This is a genomic window from Bradyrhizobium sp. PMVTL-01 (assembly GCF_051861855.1).
Lineage (GTDB): Bacteria > Pseudomonadota > Alphaproteobacteria > Rhizobiales > Xanthobacteraceae > Bradyrhizobium.
Window position 1 is genome coordinate 5,460,204 of the sequence record NZ_CP193982.1, and the last position, 16,184, is coordinate 5,476,387.

Consider the following 16,184-nt stretch of genomic DNA (forward strand, 5'->3'; position numbering starts at 1 on the left):
GTTCACGCGATTCTTTGCGCGGATCTCCCGCGCTGCTCCAAGGCTTCGCGCACCTCCCAGATCACAGCTCCCCAATCGCCGGCGGTCTCTTGGCGAAACAGCCGCAGGCTCGGATACCAGAGCGAGCGGCACCCGGATGAGGGCCATCGCCAGTCGCAATCGGCATGCAACAGCACCCAGGCTTCGCATCCGAGTGCGCCTGCCAGATGTGCGATCATGGTATCGACGCAAATGACGAGGTCGAGCCGGCGGAGCAGATGGCCGAGGGTTGCGATGTCGGGCGTGCCGACGTCCCGCGCGCCGATATGCGCGAGCGCTTCGATAGTTGCATTTGCCTGAAGCGAGTGAAGCGCGACGCCAGGAACGGCGAGATGTCGCAACCAGGCGGGTGGAATTGCGCGCCGCTTGTCCCATTGACCGACCTCCCAGACCAGGCCGACGGCCAGGCCTTCGCGGTCGAGCGAGGCAGGCGCGCTGCGCGGCGGTAGCGTCAAATAAGGCGCGCGCATCTCGATCCGCTCTCGCCCGACCCTCAACGCCTGCGGCACCTCCATGATCTCGATATCGACCTCGAAGTCCGCTCCGGGCGCTCCCTCGTGGAGCGCAAGCACGCGATCGACGCCTGCCGTGCGCTCCACCAGCGGCAGGAGTCCGGCCTGGCACCAGACCGTGACACTGCGCGCCACGTCATGGAGAGGCTGCATGAAACGCAGGAACTGGATGGTGTCGCCGAGCCCGTGATAGCAGCGGACCAGCACATGCTTGTCCGTGAGAGGCTCCCCGCGCCAGATCCGCTGGAGATGACGCGGACCGGTATGCTTGGGCGGATGCGACGCCGCCGCGAGGTCGCGGTCGTTGATGGCCCAGGCGCGCGCGAAATCGCCCATGCGCATCGCCTCCACCCAGTCGTTCGTCACGCCGGCGATCCGACTAGCGGCGGACGAACTTGTGGAATCGGCTGAGCTTGCCGTCCTTGGTCCGGTCCTGGTGCAGGAAAGCGATGCCGGCTTCGTCGAACTTGTCGAAGAACTCGTCCCAACCAATGCGGTCGAGCGCTTCATCCGGCGGATCGAAATCGATGCGCAGGATGCCGGCATGTCCGTTCTCCTCGGTCGCCTTGACCGTCGCCGGCTGGCCGCCGCGCTCCTCCACCCATTTGCGGATCGCAGCGTGATCGGTGGTCTGCTCGGCTTCGCTGTTCTGGGTTTTGGACGTCATGTGGCACCTCGCTTGCTGGCAGGCCCGGCGATGCCGCGGCATCGCATCGGACCAATCTGCGGTGAAACGCGGAACGGCAAGATTTGTTCTTCACGTCGCGGCGCGGCTGACGGGAAACGAGACGCCAGCATCATCTTCTTCATCTTCATCCTGGATGATCTTCGTTCCCTTCGCGTGGCGACGGATTCTATCCCAGGTTAAGCCTGAAGCATTTTTTGGCCGGAATCCATCCGCGCCGCCGGCACCGCGTCTCCAATACAGGAACGAACATACCTTCCGGCACGTTCGCCGACCTACTTACGCTGACGCCCCGCGTCTTCCCGGAGGTTTTCGTCCATGCATTCCCGTCTTCAGGACAGGCGCCGCGTGCGCGTCGGCATCGTCGGCGTCGGCAACTGCGCAAGCTCCTTCGTCCAAGGTCTCACCTACTATCGAAATGCCAAGTCGAACGAGCCGGTGCCCGGCCTGATGAACGTCGATCTCGGCGGGTACCACATCAGCGATATCCAGATCGCGTCGGCCTTCGACGTCAATGCCGCCAAGGTCGGGCGCGACGTCGCCGATGCCATCTTTGCCAAGCCGAACAACACGCATCGTTTCGCAGACGTGGATCAGACCGGCGTGATCGTACAGCGCGGCCCGGTCATGGACGGCATCGGGCACTATCTCGAGGATGACGTTCCGGTCGCCGAAGTCCCGGAGGCGGATGTTTCCGAGGTCCTGGCGACGTCACGAACCGACGTGCTGGTGTCCTACCTGCCTGTCGGCTCCCAGCGCGCAAGCGAGTGGTATGCGGCGCGCGCGATCGAAGCCGGCTGCGGCTACGTCAATTGCATTCCCGTCTTCATCGCATCCCATCCGGACTGGCGGCGGCGGTTCGAGGACGCGGGCCTCCCGATCGTCGGCGACGATATCAAGAGCCAGGTCGGCGCCACCATCCTGCACCGCGTTCTCGCCAATCTGTTTCGCGACCGCGGCGTGCGGTTGGACCGCACTTATCAGCTCAATGTCGGCGGCAACACCGATTTCAAGAACATGCTCGAACGCGAGCGATTGACCTCCAAGAAGATCTCCAAGACGCAGGCCGTCACCAGTCAGTTCGACGTCCCGATGGACCCCGATAACATTCACGTCGGCCCAAGCGACCATGTCCCCTGGCTGACCGACCGCAAACTCGCCTTCATCCGGCTCGAAGGCACGACGTTTGGCGGCGTGCCCTTGAGCGCCGAGGTGAAGCTCGAGGTCTGGGACTCCCCGAACTCGGCGGGCGTGGTGATCGACGCCGTCCGCTGCGCAAAACTCGCGATGGATCGCGGTCAGGGCGGCGCCCTGACCGGTCCCTCCAGCTACTTCATGAAATCGCCGCCACAGCAGTTCACCGATGAGGAGGCCGGCCGGCGGACGCGCGCCTTCATCGACGACAAGGTGTACAGCTGATGGCGAGGATCATTCATCTCGTGCGTCACGGTCACCATGCCCTGCTCGGTCGCACGCTGTGCGGCCGAACGAGCGGCGTCACGCTCGACGACCTCGGCTGCGAGGAGATCGCCCGTTGTGCAGCCAACCTCCGCCCCCGGCCGTCGCTGATCCAGTCGAGCCCGCAGAAGCGCTGCATCCAATCGGCCAGCATTCTGGCCGCGCGATTCGGATTGCCTGTCGAGATCGTTCCTGCTCTCGACGAGCTCGATTATGGCGAATGGACCGGCCGGTCTTTCGAGGAGCTCGGCGAGGATCCGCAATGGTCACGCTGGAACAGCCGCCGCGGCACCACTCGACCGCCCGGAGGCGAGAGCATGCGTTCGCTACAGAATCGCGTTGTCCGCCATCTGCAGCAACTTCGCTCTGATCCTCTTGCAGACTCGGTGATCGCAATCAGCCACGCCGAGCCCATTCGCGCGGCGCTGCTGCACTACGCGCGCATGCGGCTCGACGACTTTCTTTCGATCAAGATCGACCCCTCAAGTGTCAGCACCCTCAGTGCGGATCGACGCGGTTTCAGGATCACCGGGATCAACCAGCGGGTGCCGGCGTGAAGATCGTCATTTTCGGCCTGACCATCTCCTCCTCCTGGGGCAACGGCCACGCAACCCTGTGGCGCGGCCTCTGCAAGCATCTGACGCGTCTCGGCCACATCGTCGTCTTCTACGAGCGCGACGTGCCCTATTATGCCGGTGCCCGGGACTTCAACGAGTTGCCCGGTGGGCAGCTGCGGCTTTTTTCGAATTGGGAGGAGACCCGCTCCCTCGCCCGCAATGACATCGCGGATGCCGATGTTGCGATCGTGACGTCGTACTGTCCCGACGCAATTGCGGCGACCGATCTGATCATGTCTGAAGGGCGTGCCCTACCCATCTTCTATGATCTGGATACCCCGATCACGCTGGCGCGGCTCATGGCGGGAGAATCCGTTCCTTACATCGGTCCGCGAGGTCTACGCGACTTCGCGCTCGTCCTCAGCTTCACCGGCGGACCACGCGTCGTCCAGGAGTTTCGCGACCGGCTTGGGGCCCGCGACGTGCGTCCCCTGTACGGCCACGTCGATAGCGATATTCACCGCCCGGTGCCGCCCGAGCCGCACTATCGCGCGGATCTGTCCTATCTCGGCACCTACTCCGAAGACCGGCGGCGCGGGCTCGAGGCGCTATTCGTCGAGCCGGCACGAGCCAGGCAAGACCTGCGTTTCCTGATCGGTGGAGCGCAATATCCTGACGATTTTCCGTGGTCGCCCAACATCTACTTCGTGCGACATCTGCCGCCATCGGAGCATGCGCCCTTCTTTGCGTCCTCGCGCCTGACGCTCAACGTGACGCGCAAAGCCATGGCGGAGATGGGTTGGTGCCCCTCCGGCCGTCTGTTCGAGGCGGCGGCCTGCGGCGTCCCGCTCCTGAGCGATGGCTGGCCGGGCATCGAAGAGTTCTTCTCGCCCGGCAGGCAGATCCTGATCGCCCGCGATGAACAGGACACTTTGGCCGCGTTGGCGATGTCGAACTCAGACCTCCAGTCCATCGCCAGGGGCGCCTATGAGCGGACGATGGATCAGCACACATCCGACAAACGCGCGCGCGAGCTGGCCGCGCTGCTCGAGCAGGCGGAATCCAGCGGCGCGCGTCCCCAGCAATCCGAGGAGGCCTGACATGTGGGGCATCGTTCCGGCCGCGGGCCGCGGCAGTCGTATCCAGCCGCTGGCTTTTTCCAAGGAGCTGTTGCCCGTCGGCAGCCGGCGCGACGATGGCACGGAGCGTCCCTGCGCGGTCTCCGAGTATCTGCTGGAGCGCCTGATCCTCGGCGGCGCGGACAAGATCTGCTTCGTGATCTCACCGGGCAAGTCCGACATTCTCGAATATTTCGGCGATCACTACGGCAGCGCCCAGCTCGCCTATGTCGTCCAACCCGACGCCTCCGGCCTGTGCGACGCCGTCTTCAGGGCCGGCACCGTCGTTGGCCATGATGAAGACGTCGTCGTCGGCCTGCCCGACACCGTCTGGTTTCCAAAAGCCGCTTTGCAGGCCTTGCCCGATGCGGACCTCTCCTTCCTGCTCTTTCCCGTCGAGCGCCCGGAATTCTTCGACGCCGTCGTGCTCGATGGCGACAGCGTGCGGGAGATCCAGGTCAAGCAGCCGAATCCAACGTCGCGGTGGATCTGGGGTGCATTCCGAATGTCGGCCACGGGCTTTCGCGAATTGCACGCGCTCTGGAACCAACGAGATCGACGCGACGAGTATTTTGGGACGCTGGTCAACGCCTATCTCCAGGCAGGCGCCGTCGGGATCGGGATCAAGGCAGGCGAATCCTATGTCGATGTCGGGACCGTCGACGGCTATCGCACCGCGATGGCTCTTCTCGCGGAAAGCACCGGCACCGAAGGGCGGTCGCGGTCGCGGGCCGGCGCCTCATCCGATGGGGCTCGACCGACCCATGCAATGGACAATGGAGCGACTGCATGACTGGAGCGCTGCTCACGCGTGAGGAAATCCGCAGGCGTGTCGACGCGCTCGGCCCGTGGTTTCACAACCTCGACCTCAACGGCGTGCAGACCGCCCCCACCCACTTCCTTGGCGACTATCCCAATGTGAAATGGCGGCGCTTCTCGGGAATCATCCCGGATCGCCTCGAGGGCCAGACCGTGCTCGACATCGGCTGCAATGCCGGCTTCTATGCCATGGAGATGAAGCGGCGAGGCGCGGAGCGCGTGCTTGGGCTCGACACCGACGAGGAGTACCTGGCACAGGCCCGCTTCGCCGCCGACGTGAACGGTCTCAGGATCGAATTTCGCAAGATGTCGGCCTATGATGTGGGACAGCTCCGCGAAAAATTCGATCTCGTGATCTTCATGGGCGTGCTCTATCACTTGCGTCATCCGCTGCTGGCGCTGGATCTCATCCACGAGCACGTTGCCAGGGATCTCCTGCTGTTCCAATCGATGCAGCGGGGCGCCAGCCATGTCGACGTGATCGACAAGAACTACGATTTCTGGACCACCGACCAGTTCGATTGCGCCGGCTATCCCAGGCTGCACTTCATCGAGCACAAATATGCCGACGATCCCACCAACTGGTGGGTGCCGAACCGGGCCTGCGTCGAAGCCATGCTGCGCAGCGCCGGCTTTGCCATCACTGCGCATCCGGAAGAGGAAGTCTATCTCTGCAAGCGCGCCGAGCGGCCTCAAATCGATGGTCCCGTCTATCCATCCCGGAGCACGAGCTGATGATCGAAGCCGCCAAGATCTGGAACGAGCCGAACAACAAGTCGCACTGGGATCTCCTGATCGATCCCGACTGGGCCATGTTCGCAAACCTTGCGACCGCCGCCGGCAAGGCGATCCGCAATACGCGTCCCGCACTGCCCATCGTGCTCGGCGGCATCTCACCGATTGATCCATCCTTCATGCGCAACATGCAGAGCCGCGGCGTGCTCGACCATTTCGATGCGGTCGCCGTGCACGGGTTTCCGCTTGACTGGAACCTCTGGCAGATCGGCGAGTGGCCGGCCAAGCTCGAGGAGATCAAGGCGGTCACCACCCTGCCCGTGTGGGTGACGGAGGTCGGCGTCTCCTCCTTCGGCGCCGAAGAGGTGCAAGCCTGGGGCCTGTCACGCACCGCCGAGCTGCTGATCGGCCGTGCCCCGCGCATCCATTGGTACAGTCTTTATGACCTTCCCTCTGCCTGGGAAGCAACGACGCGGCACAAGGAAGCCGAAGGCTCCTCCTACTACAGGCATTTCCACATGGGCCTGCTGCGCGAGGACGGCACGCCCAAGGCGGCCTCCGATCTGTTCGGCGCCTATGCGCCCGCCATGGGCCTGTGCCAGTGGTTCCACTTCGAGGATCATCGCCTGCACGACGCGGTGCACTGGATGCGTCGGCTGGGCGTGACTCACTTGCGGACCGGTCTGTCATGGGCCGACAGCTTCCGTCCCAATGCGCTCGACTGGTTCGATCGGCAGATGGAGGCGTTGGCCGAGTTCCAGGTTACGGTCACGTTCTGCTTCACGCCCGAGCATCGGGGCGTCCAGCCCCATCACACCAGCCCGCCGCTCGACGTCAACGAATTTGCCGATTTCTGCGCGTCGATGGTCGATCGATACTGTACGAGAACCGGTCTTGCATCCTCCCCAGCTTCGGCTGATCCTCCCATCAGAGAGCCAACATGCGTGCCCTGATCCTGGTGATGGATTCCGTCGGCATCGGCGGCGCGCCGGATGCTGCCCGCTACGGCGACGACGGCGCCGACACGGTCGGTCACATCGCGCAAGCCTGCATGGCCGGCCATGCCGACGGCAGCGCACGCAGTGGTCCGCTCCGGCTTCCCAATCTCGTGGCGCTGGGCCTCGGGGAGGCCTCCCGCCTCGCCACGGGGCGCGTACCGCCGGGGCTGGAGGGTCAGGCGCAGCAGCGGCAATTCGGATGCGCCAGCGAGATTTCGAAGGGCAAGGATACGCCTTCGGGCCATTGGGAGATCGCCGGGGTACCCGTTCCGTTCGACTGGGGCTATTTCCCGCGCACGGCACCGTGCTTTCCCGCGGATTTGACGAAGGCCTTCTGCGAGCAAGCGGGATTGCCGGGAATCCTCGGAGACTGCCACGCCTCCGGGACCGAGATCATTGCCGAGTTCGGCGAGCGTCACATGCAGACGGGGATGCCGATCTGCTACACGTCCGCCGACAGCGTGTTCCAGATCGCCGCGCATGAGCAGACTTTCGGCCTCGAACGTCTCTACGAGATCTGCGCGATTGCAAGGCGGCTGATCGATCCCCTCAACATCGGCCGCGTGATCGCCAGGCCGTTCATCGGCACAGGCGCGAGGGACTTCAAGCGGACGGCGCACCGCCGCGACTTTTCGGTACCGCCGCCCGGAACCACCATGCTTGACCTCGCCGCAAGCGACGGTCGTGACATCGTGACAATCGGCAAGATCGACGACATCTTCGCCCATCGCGCGACCGGCCGAAACATGCGCGGCGACGGCAACATGGCGCTGTTCGATGCCACACTGAAAGGGCTGGCGAGCCTGGCGGACGGAGGATTGCTGTTCGCCAACTTCATCGATTTCGACACACTCTATGGCCATCGGCGCGACGTGTCCGGCTATGCCGCGGCACTCGAAGCCTTCGATGATCGCCTCCCGGAGTTGCTGTCCCGCCTGCGAAGCAGTGATCTTCTGATCATCACAGCGGATCACGGCTGCGATCCAACCTGGAGCGGCACCGATCACACCCGCGAGCAGATACCGATCCTGGCCTGGTCGACGCAATCATCTTTGCCAATCGGCCCCCGTACCGGCTTTGCCGACATCGGCGCCACCGCGGCAAGGCATCTCGGCCTGCCCGCAGCCCTGCACGGCGCGCATTTCTAGCCGGCGGCAGCGCGCCGATTCACCTGGGTTATAGATCCAGGTTAGAGAAATATTCGTTTGTACATTTTCGAGGAACGAACATTCCTTGCATCGCTTCTGACTCCAAACGTGACCGGCGCGCGGGTCGTCCGACCACTCAGTAAGCGCGCTTCACCTCACATCACGGATTGACCCCGAACGGGTCGGTCTTACCGTTGGACGGAGCGGTGAATGACGCGGGTATTGATTACAGGTGGCGCGGGCTTCATCGGCTCTCATGCAACGGATGTGCTGCTCGCCGCCGGCTACGAAGTCCGTCTGCTCGACAATCTGTCGCCACAGGTCCACGGCGCCAACCGCCAGCGCCCCTCCTATCTCGCCCGCGACGCCGAGCTCATCATCGGTGACGTCACCGACGGTCTCGCCGTCGAGCATGCCCTGCGCGGTGCCGACATGGTCCTGCATCTTGCTTCGGCCGTCGGCGTCGGCCAGAGCATGTACGACATCGAGCCTTACGTGCGGACGAACGAGCTCGGCACCGCCGTCCTCCTCCAGGCGCTGTCCAGGCGCCCGGTCGAGCGACTGGTGGTCGCCTCCTCCATGAGCATCTACGGCGAAGGCCTCTATCGCAGACCGGATCAAAGCGTCGTCGCCTGCGACGAACGGTCGATCGAGCAGCTGCGCAGAGGTGAATGGGACTTGCATGACACGGCAGGCCATCCGCTCAATCCTGTGGCCACGCCGGAAAGCAAACTGCCCTCGCTCAGCTCCGTATATGCCCTGAACAAGTTTGTGCAAGAACGCATGTGCCTGATCACCGGCAAGGCTTATGGAATCCCGACAGTAGCGCTGCGCTTCTTCAACGTGTTCGGTCCGCGCCAGGCGCTCTCGAATCCATACACAGGCGTGCTCGCGATCTTTGCCGCACGGCTGCTCAACGGACGGCCGCCGCTCGTGTTCGAGGACGGCGAGCAACGGCGCGACTTCGTTCACGTGCACGACGTCGCTCGGGCCTGCCGCATTGCGCTGGAAGCGCAGCATGCGCAGGATGTGTTCAACGTCGGCTCGGGCCAAAGCCGGACCATCCTGTCGGTCGCGGAGGACCTTGCCGAGGTCATGGGCCGCAGCGATATCGCGCCCGAAATCACGCGAAAGTACCGCGCAGGCGACATCAGGCACTGCTTCGCGGACATCGGCAAATCGCGCGATCTCCTCGGCTTCGAGCCGCACGTGGCGTTCAAGGACGGCCTCGAGGAGCTCGCCGAATATCTCGCGGATCAAATCGCCGATGACCAGGCCGAGCGTGCGACCCAGGAACTGCTGCAACGAGGATTGGTTGCGTGATGAATGAGCGAGACGACAGGCCCGTCCTGATCACCGGCGGCTGCGGCTTCATCGGCTGCAATCTTGCCGACCGGCTGGCAAACCGCGGCGAGCGTGTCCTGGTGTTGGACAATCTGGCCCGTGCCGGCGTGCGCGAGAACGCGCAATGGCTGAAGTCCAGATATGGCGATCTCGTCACCATTACGGTGGCCGACATTCGCGAGCCGATTCCCGTGATCGATGCCGTGTGTGAAGCCCGCGCCGTGCTGCATCTGGCGGCCCAGGTCGCCGTCACCGACAGCGTGAGCGACCCGGCGGCCGATTTCGAGATCAACGCACGCGGTACCCTGAATGTGCTCGAAGCGGTTCGGCTGCACAACAGCACCGCCCCGGTCTTGTTCGCGTCCACCAACAAGGTCTACGGCCGCCTGATCGAGGACAGCGAGATCGCGCTCACTGGCCGCCGTTATACGCCCACAAATGCCCTGCTGGCGGGGGGCATTTCCGAGAACGCGCCGCTCGATTTCTACAGCCCCTACGGTTGCTCCAAGGGCACCGCAGATCAATATGTTCATGACTATGCGCGCGTCTATGGACTCCAGACCGTAGTGATGCGCATGAGCTGCATCTACGGGCCGCGCCAATTCGGCACCGAAGATCAGGGCTGGATCGCGCACTTCCTGCTGAGCGCGATCGGCGGCAGGCCGCTGACGATCTACGGAGACGGTTATCAGGTTCGCGACGCCTTGCATGTGTCTGATGCAGCCACTGCCTGGCTCGCAGTGCTCGACCGGATCGCGCTCGCGCGCGGACGCGTGTTCAACCTGGGTGGCGGCCCCGCGAATGCGGTCAGCCTTCGCGAGCTCATCGACCACATTGCGGAATTGACCGGCCGCGAGGTCACTTACCGCTTTGCCGATTGGCGTCCGGGCGATCAGCCCTGGTACGTCACCGACACGCGTGCGCTGTCGACGGCGCTCGGATGGTCGCCGCAGGTCCCCGTCACCGAGGGCCTTCGCTCTCTCCACGCCTGGCTGGACACGCGCTTCGGAGCAGCTCACGGCAGCCGCGAGGCTCTCGCATGACGCGCGTGGCCCTCATCAACCCGAACTGGGATTTTCGCGGCAGCATCTACTTCGGCTGCCGGTCCCCCCACCTTCCGCTCGAGCTCGGGATCTCCGAGCATTACCTGAAGGCGGCCGGGCATCGGACGCTGCTGCTCGATGCACACATGTTCGATCTGTCATTCCAGGACATAGAAGCAGAGCTACGCGCGTTCAGCCCCGACCTGATCGTCATCACGACAGCCCCGACCTACCTGTTCTGGCGCTGCGCACCGCCGGAATTGCGCGTTCCGCAGGAACTTGCACTGGCGGTGCGGGATCTTGCACCGACCCTGGTCGCGGTCGGCCCGCACGGCTCGACGACCCCGCGCGCGGCGCTCAAGAAGCTCGCCGTCGACATCATCGTGATGGGCGAATGCGAAGCATCCTTGCTGCGCCTGGCAAATGGCCAGCGGGACTTTCCCGGCCTGTGCTTTGCGGACGGTGCCTCGATCCGGATCAATGGCGGCCCGCAGGCCGTCGACTTCAGGGATCAACCGGCTCTCGACTGGCCGGACGAGATGATCCGGCGTCATCGTCACCATCATCACCGTTTCGAGGCCGAGCCGGTGGGGCGCGGAGCGGAGGTCGAGGCGTCGCGGGGATGCCCATACAATTGCACGTTCTGCGCCAAGGAGAATTTTCGCAATACCTATCGCAAGAGGCCGCCCTCGATCATTCTTGATGAGATTGATCGCCTGCGGGGACAAGGCGTCGCATATGTCTATTTCATCGACGAGATCTTCCTCCCCAATCCCGAGCTGCTGGAGGGTCTGAGCACGCGTGGGCTGAAGTTCGGCGTGCAGACGCGCATCGATCTGTGGAAGCCGGACATGCTCGCTCTACTCGGCCGCGCCGGCTGCGTCTCGATCGAAGCCGGGATCGAGAGTCTCACCGTCGAGGGGCGCGCCGCGCTCGCCAAGAACTGCAGGATGACCACCGACCAGCTCGCCGACCGCCTGGTCGAAGCCCGCCGCCACGTTCCCTTCGTCCAGGCCAATCTGATCGAGGTGCCTGAGGACGACGACCCCGTGGTGCAGCGCTGGCGCCACAAGATGCAGGATGCCGGCATCTGGGCCAATGATCCGGTCCCGCTCTACCCCTATCCCGGCTCGCCGGACTACCGAAAGCTCTGGGGCGAGGCGGACGATTTCGCCTGGGAGCGCGCGCACCGGCATTACCTCGGGGTGTTCGATCAGTTCAGCGACGTCCAGAACGATCGGCCGATGCCGCTCGACGCCCTCGAACATCCGGTGGCGTCATGAGCCGCCCGTCGCATATCCGAATCCTGATGACGACCGACGCCGTGGGAGGCGTGTGGACCTATTCCTGCGGTCTCGCCTCGAGCCTCGTCGCCTCCGGTGCCGACGTCACCCTCGCGACAATGGGCCCGCCGGCAAGCGCCGATCAACGTGAGATGCTGCGCGGCTCCCGAGTTCACCTGATCGACACGAACCTTGCCCTGGAATGGCAGGACCCTGAAGGCCGTGATTTCGCCAACGCCGGCCGCGTCTTCGCCAGGGTTGAAGCGCGAATCCGGCCCGACATCGTCCATCTCAACAGTTTCCGAGAGGCCACCCTCGCATGGCGCGCGCCGACCGTTCTCGTGGCACATTCCTGCGTCAACTCTTGGGCGCTGGCATGCCGCGATACGGCCTGGCTCGTCGAGCCACGATGGACGCGCTATACGGAACAGGTCGCCGCGGCACTCGACAACACGCACGCCTGGGTCTGCCCGAGCCGGTCCTTCCACGACGACATCATGGGGATCTATCAGCCCCGCTCACCCGGAGCCGTGATCTGGAACGGCATTGCTGCCGGAGGCTCTCCGTGCCGAAAGCGAGAGTTGATCTTCGCAGCCGGCCGGCTCTGGGATCGCGCCAAGAATATCGGAGTGCTGGCGGCGGCGGCACCGGGGCTGGGCTGGCCGATTCAGGTCGCAGGCCCCGCCGGTGCGGATTCGCCAAGTGGCCTCACCTGGCTCGGTCAATTGCCGCACAGCGCCTTGCGTGGGCATCTCCAGCATGCCGCGATCTTTGTAAGTCCGGCCCTCTACGAGCCATTCGGCCTTTCCGTGCTCGAGGCAGCCGCCGCCGGCTGCGCGCTCGTGCTGTCGGACATTCCAACGTTCCGGGAGCTGTGGCGCGGAGCCGCGCTGTTCTTCGATCCCACTGACAGTCAGGCACTGCACAAAGCTCTCTCTGCTCTCTGCGCGGATAACCTCGAAAGGACGCGTCTGCAACGTGCCGCCTACGAACATTCCCTGACCTATTCGCTGGCGCGAACGACCAGCGGCTATCTGAAGCTCTACGAAGGGCTGCTCGCCTCCGATCGCGCGTCACCCCAAGCTGGCCGGATGGAGGTGCGCGCATGAGATGTGTCCTGTTCTACCACGCGTTCAGCTCCTGCTGGAACAATGGCAACGCGCACTTCCTGCGCGGCTATGCCCGCGAGCTTCGCGCGCTGGGTCACGACGTCGTCGTGTTCGAGCCGATCGACGGCTGGAGCCGGCTCAATGCCATTCGAGAGAGCGGCAGCGAGGCGCTGCAGGACATCGGCCAGCTTTTCCCCGGCGTCTCGATTCGCCGCTATGACGCCTCGCTCGACTTCGACGAAGCGCTGGAAGGGGCCGATCTCGTCGTCGTGCATGAGTGGAATTCGCCTGACGTGTTCGAGCAGATCGGACATAGGCGCGCGCACGGCGCTCCCTTCACACTGCTGTTCCACGACACCCATCACCGCGCGGTTACCGCGCCGGACGAACTTGCGCAGTTCGACCTCGATGCATTCGACGGCGTGCTGGCCTTCGGCGAGGTTCTTCGCCAGATCTACGTGAAGCTCGGCTGGGGCGATCGGGCCTACACATGGCACGAGGGTGCCGACCTCGCGATGTACCATCCTCTGCCGAATGTCGAATGTACCGAGGATCTGGTCTGGATCGGCAATTGGGGCGACGGCGAACGCAGCGCCGAGCTCAGCGAATTTCTCATCGACCCGGTCGCCGAGCTGAAGCTGCGCGCAAGCCTCTATGGCGTGCGTTATTCCGATGCGGCCCTCCAGACCATCCTGGCCGCAGGCATCCGCCACGGGGGCTGGCTGCCGGCACACTGGGCACCGGTCGCCTTCGCCGGCGCCCGCGCGACCATCCATGTTCCGCGCGGCCCCTATGTGCGGTCCCTCCCGGGAATCCCCACCATCCGCGTGTTCGAGGCGCTCGCCTGCGGCATCCCCCTGGTATCGGCTCCCTGGTCCGATGCGGAAGGTCTGTTTCCGGAGGGTGCCTATCTTCGAGCCGCCAACGGCGCCGAGATGAAGCGCGCGCTGCGCGCCGTCCTCGACGATCGGGAGCTGTCCGCCGCCCTGGTAGAGACGGGGCTGCGGACCATCCGGGAGCGCCATACCTGCCGGCACCGCGCGCAACAGCTTGTGGGCATCGTCGAGTCTATCCGCGCGACGGACAGCTCGTCACGGCCTCTGCGATACATCGGAGCCTCCGCATGAAGATCTGCTTCTTCGGATCCAGCCTCGTCTCGTCCTACTGGAACGGTGCCGCCACCTATTATCGCGGCATGCTCAAGCAGATTGCGGCGCTCGGACACGACATCACTTTCTTCGAGCCCGACGCCTTCGAGCGGCAGGCCCATCGCGACATCGCCGATCCCGACTGGGCCAGGGTCGTCGTCTACCCCGCGACGGCGGACGGCTGGCGTGGCTCGCTCGATGAGGCCGCGCGATCGGCCGACATGCTGATCAAGGCCAGCGGCGTCGGCGTCTTCGATCGCGAGCTGGAGCTCGCGGTCGCAGCCCTGCCCTCGCGAACCATGCGGATCTACTGGGACGTGGATGCCCCCGCTACGCTCGAAGCCATGGCGGCCGATCCGGGGCATCATCTGCGAGGCGCGATTCCATCCTACGACATCGTCCTGACCTATGGTGGCGGCGATGGCGTCGTAGTGGCTTACCGCGCCATTGGTGCGCGCGACTGCGTGCCGATCTACAACGCGCTCGATCCCGAGACCCATTTTCCTGCTCCGCCCAGACAGGACTTCCTCTGCGACCTCAGCCTCCTGGCAAATCGCCTGCCCGACCGCGAACAGCGCGTCGAACATTTCTTTCTCGATGTCGCACGCGAGCTGCCAAACAAGGCGTTCGTGCTGGGCGGCTCCGGCTGGGAGACCAAGAACGCGACGATCAATCTCCGCAAGGTCGGCCACGTCGGCACCGGCGACCACAATGCATTCTTCGGCTCCGGGCTTGCCACGCTCAACGTCAATCGCGACAGCATGGCGCGCTACGGCTTCTCGCCGCCGACGCGGGTGTTCGAAGCCATCGGAGCCGGCGCCTGCCTGATCACCGATCAATGGGATGGCATCGACCACTTCCTCGAGCCGGATCGCGAAGTGCTGGTGGCCGCAAATGGAGCCGAGGTGGCCAGCCAGCTCGGCGCCCTCAGCATCGATCGCGCCGCCGCGATTGCGAGCCGTGCCCGCGCTCGCATCCTGAGCCAACACACCTATCGGCATCGCGCCCGCCAGTTCAATCAACTCTTTGTCGGAAGCAACTCGCGCATCGAGGCAGCAGAATGAACCTCAGCATCGTCGTCGTCGGTCTCTCGGTCACATCGTCATGGGGCAATGGTCATGCCACGACCTATCGCGCTCTGATCGAGGCCCTCGCGCGGCGAGGCCACAAAGTTACGTTCCTGGAACGCGACGTTGCCTGGTACCGGGAGCATCGCGATCTCACCAAGCCATCGTCCTGGACGGTCGAGCTTTATCAGTCGCTGAAGGATGTTCCTCTCCGCTTCGGCCAGCTCATTCGGAGCGCCGATCTCGTGATCATTGGCTCCTATGTACCCGATGGCATCGCCATCGCCGAATGGGTCACGAGCCATGCACGAGGCATCACGGCCTTCTACGACATCGACACGCCGGTCACACTGGCAAAACTCGACCATGGCCTCGACTATCTCTCCGCTTCCATGATTCCGCGGTTCGATCTCTATTTGTCGTTTGCCGGAGGTCCGGTCCCCGACATGATCCAGCAACGCTACGGCAGCCCGCTGGCGCGGGTGCTCTATTGCAGCGCAGACGCCGATGCCTACGCCCCACAACGAGCAAAAAAGAAATGGGCGCTTGGCTATCTCGGCACCTACAGCGAGGACCGGCAACCCGTCCTTGGTCAACTGCTGTTGTCGCCGGCGCGAACGCTGCCATCGGAACAATTCGCCGTCGCCGGCGCGCAGTATCCCGAAGGTATCGACTGGCCCGAAAATGTCGTGCGGATCGAGCATCTCGCTCCGAAGCAGCATCCGATGTTCTACGCGGAGCAACGGTTCACTCTGAATGCGACCCGCGCCGACATGCGCGTGCTGGGCTTCTCGCCGAGCGTCCGGCTGTTTGAGGCGGCCGCCTGCGGCACGCCTGTGATTTCCGACCGATGGCCCGGGATCGAGACGATCTTCGAGCCGTCGCGGGAAATTCTTCTTGCGTCAACCCCGCGCGATGTCATCGAGATCCTGCGCGAAATGCCCGAAGAGCGCCGGCTCGCAATCGCGGAGAACGCGCGCCGGCGCGTCCTCGCCGATCACACGTCCGAGCACCGGGCTCGGCAGCTCGAGGCCTACTACGCCGAAGCGGCCGCGCGACGCCACCGCAAATCCGCGCGCCGTCCCGCCAGCCGGCCCGTGCAGGTCGCCGAACTCTGAAAG

At 64.4% G+C, this 16,184-nt stretch carries 17 protein-coding genes; 14 read left to right on the forward strand and 3 right to left on the reverse strand.

What is annotated here, in order from left to right; genetic code table 11:
- Positions 1 to 2: 2 nt before the first annotated feature.
- The 3 genes from ACRQ5Q_RS26680 to ACRQ5Q_RS26690 are packed head-to-tail and all read right to left on the reverse strand — an operon-like array spanning position 3 to position 1,367.
- Positions 3 to 917: a hypothetical protein gene (locus tag ACRQ5Q_RS26680; RefSeq protein WP_439392847.1), complete on the reverse strand. Its 915-nt coding sequence runs from the start codon at positions 915 to 917 to the stop codon at positions 3 to 5.
- Positions 918 to 930: 13 nt separating this feature from the next.
- Entirely contained in the window at positions 931 to 1,218 is a 288-nt protein-coding gene (locus ACRQ5Q_RS26685; RefSeq protein WP_439392849.1) for a hypothetical protein, read from the reverse strand.
- On the reverse strand, positions 1,215 to 1,367 hold the full coding sequence (locus tag ACRQ5Q_RS26690; protein WP_439374704.1) for a hypothetical protein: 153 nt from the start codon (positions 1,365 to 1,367) through the stop codon (positions 1,215 to 1,217). The genes ACRQ5Q_RS26685 and ACRQ5Q_RS26690 overlap by 4 nt, the downstream gene beginning before the upstream one ends.
- Positions 1,368 to 1,554: 187 nt before the next feature.
- Between ACRQ5Q_RS26690 and ACRQ5Q_RS26695 the strand changes: the two genes are divergently transcribed.
- From ACRQ5Q_RS26695 to ACRQ5Q_RS26760, 14 genes are all read left to right on the forward strand, one after another.
- Positions 1,555 to 2,655 (forward strand): inositol-3-phosphate synthase, encoded by a 1,101-nt coding sequence (locus ACRQ5Q_RS26695; protein WP_439392850.1) that lies wholly within the window; start codon positions 1,555 to 1,557, stop codon positions 2,653 to 2,655.
- Positions 2,655 to 3,251 (forward strand): histidine phosphatase family protein, encoded by a 597-nt coding sequence (locus ACRQ5Q_RS26700; protein WP_439374702.1) that lies wholly within the window; start codon positions 2,655 to 2,657, stop codon positions 3,249 to 3,251. Before ACRQ5Q_RS26695 ends, ACRQ5Q_RS26700 begins: the two co-directional genes overlap by 1 nt.
- Positions 3,248 to 4,351: a CgeB family protein gene (locus ACRQ5Q_RS26705; RefSeq protein WP_439392852.1), complete on the forward strand. Its 1,104-nt coding sequence runs from the start codon at positions 3,248 to 3,250 to the stop codon at positions 4,349 to 4,351. Before ACRQ5Q_RS26700 ends, ACRQ5Q_RS26705 begins: the two co-directional genes overlap by 4 nt.
- Position 4,352: 1 nt before the next feature.
- A complete protein-coding gene (locus ACRQ5Q_RS26710; RefSeq protein WP_439374700.1) occupies positions 4,353 to 5,162 on the forward strand; it encodes a sugar phosphate nucleotidyltransferase in 810 nt (269 codons plus the stop codon).
- A complete protein-coding gene (locus ACRQ5Q_RS26715) occupies positions 5,159 to 5,923 on the forward strand; it encodes a TIGR04290 family methyltransferase (protein WP_439392854.1) in 765 nt (254 codons plus the stop codon). The genes ACRQ5Q_RS26710 and ACRQ5Q_RS26715 overlap by 4 nt, the downstream gene beginning before the upstream one ends.
- The gene (locus ACRQ5Q_RS26720; RefSeq protein ID WP_439392856.1) at positions 5,923 to 6,876 is read left to right on the forward strand and encodes a beta-xylosidase; all 954 of its coding nucleotides are present in this window, start codon (positions 5,923 to 5,925) and stop codon (positions 6,874 to 6,876) included. The genes ACRQ5Q_RS26715 and ACRQ5Q_RS26720 overlap by 1 nt, the downstream gene beginning before the upstream one ends.
- Positions 6,864 to 8,069, forward strand: coding sequence for a phosphopentomutase (locus ACRQ5Q_RS26725; protein WP_439392858.1), 1,206 nt, complete (start codon positions 6,864 to 6,866; stop codon positions 8,067 to 8,069). Before ACRQ5Q_RS26720 ends, ACRQ5Q_RS26725 begins: the two co-directional genes overlap by 13 nt.
- Positions 8,070 to 8,279: 210 nt before the next feature.
- Complete coding sequence (locus ACRQ5Q_RS26730) at positions 8,280 to 9,392, forward strand: NAD-dependent epimerase/dehydratase family protein (RefSeq protein ID WP_439392860.1); 1,113 nt, start codon at positions 8,280 to 8,282, stop codon at positions 9,390 to 9,392.
- Positions 9,392 to 10,456 carry an NAD-dependent epimerase/dehydratase family protein gene (locus ACRQ5Q_RS26735; RefSeq protein ID WP_439392862.1) on the forward strand — a complete coding sequence of 355 codons (1,065 nt, stop codon included), beginning with the start codon at positions 9,392 to 9,394 and terminating at the stop codon, positions 10,454 to 10,456. The genes ACRQ5Q_RS26730 and ACRQ5Q_RS26735 overlap by 1 nt, the downstream gene beginning before the upstream one ends.
- Complete coding sequence (locus ACRQ5Q_RS26740; protein WP_439392864.1) at positions 10,453 to 11,739, forward strand: TIGR04295 family B12-binding domain-containing radical SAM protein; 1,287 nt, start codon at positions 10,453 to 10,455, stop codon at positions 11,737 to 11,739. The genes ACRQ5Q_RS26735 and ACRQ5Q_RS26740 overlap by 4 nt, the downstream gene beginning before the upstream one ends.
- Complete coding sequence (locus ACRQ5Q_RS26745; protein ID WP_439392865.1) at positions 11,736 to 12,848, forward strand: glycosyltransferase family 4 protein; 1,113 nt, start codon at positions 11,736 to 11,738, stop codon at positions 12,846 to 12,848. Before ACRQ5Q_RS26740 ends, ACRQ5Q_RS26745 begins: the two co-directional genes overlap by 4 nt.
- Positions 12,845 to 13,975, forward strand: a complete 1,131-nt coding sequence (locus tag ACRQ5Q_RS26750) for a CgeB family protein (protein ID WP_439392867.1) — start codon at positions 12,845 to 12,847, stop codon at positions 13,973 to 13,975. The genes ACRQ5Q_RS26745 and ACRQ5Q_RS26750 overlap by 4 nt, the downstream gene beginning before the upstream one ends.
- Positions 13,972 to 15,060: a CgeB family protein gene (locus ACRQ5Q_RS26755; protein ID WP_439374691.1), complete on the forward strand. Its 1,089-nt coding sequence runs from the start codon at positions 13,972 to 13,974 to the stop codon at positions 15,058 to 15,060. Before ACRQ5Q_RS26750 ends, ACRQ5Q_RS26755 begins: the two co-directional genes overlap by 4 nt.
- Complete coding sequence (locus ACRQ5Q_RS26760) at positions 15,057 to 16,181, forward strand: CgeB family protein (protein WP_439392869.1); 1,125 nt, start codon at positions 15,057 to 15,059, stop codon at positions 16,179 to 16,181. Before ACRQ5Q_RS26755 ends, ACRQ5Q_RS26760 begins: the two co-directional genes overlap by 4 nt.
- Positions 16,182 to 16,184 lie beyond the last annotated feature (3 nt).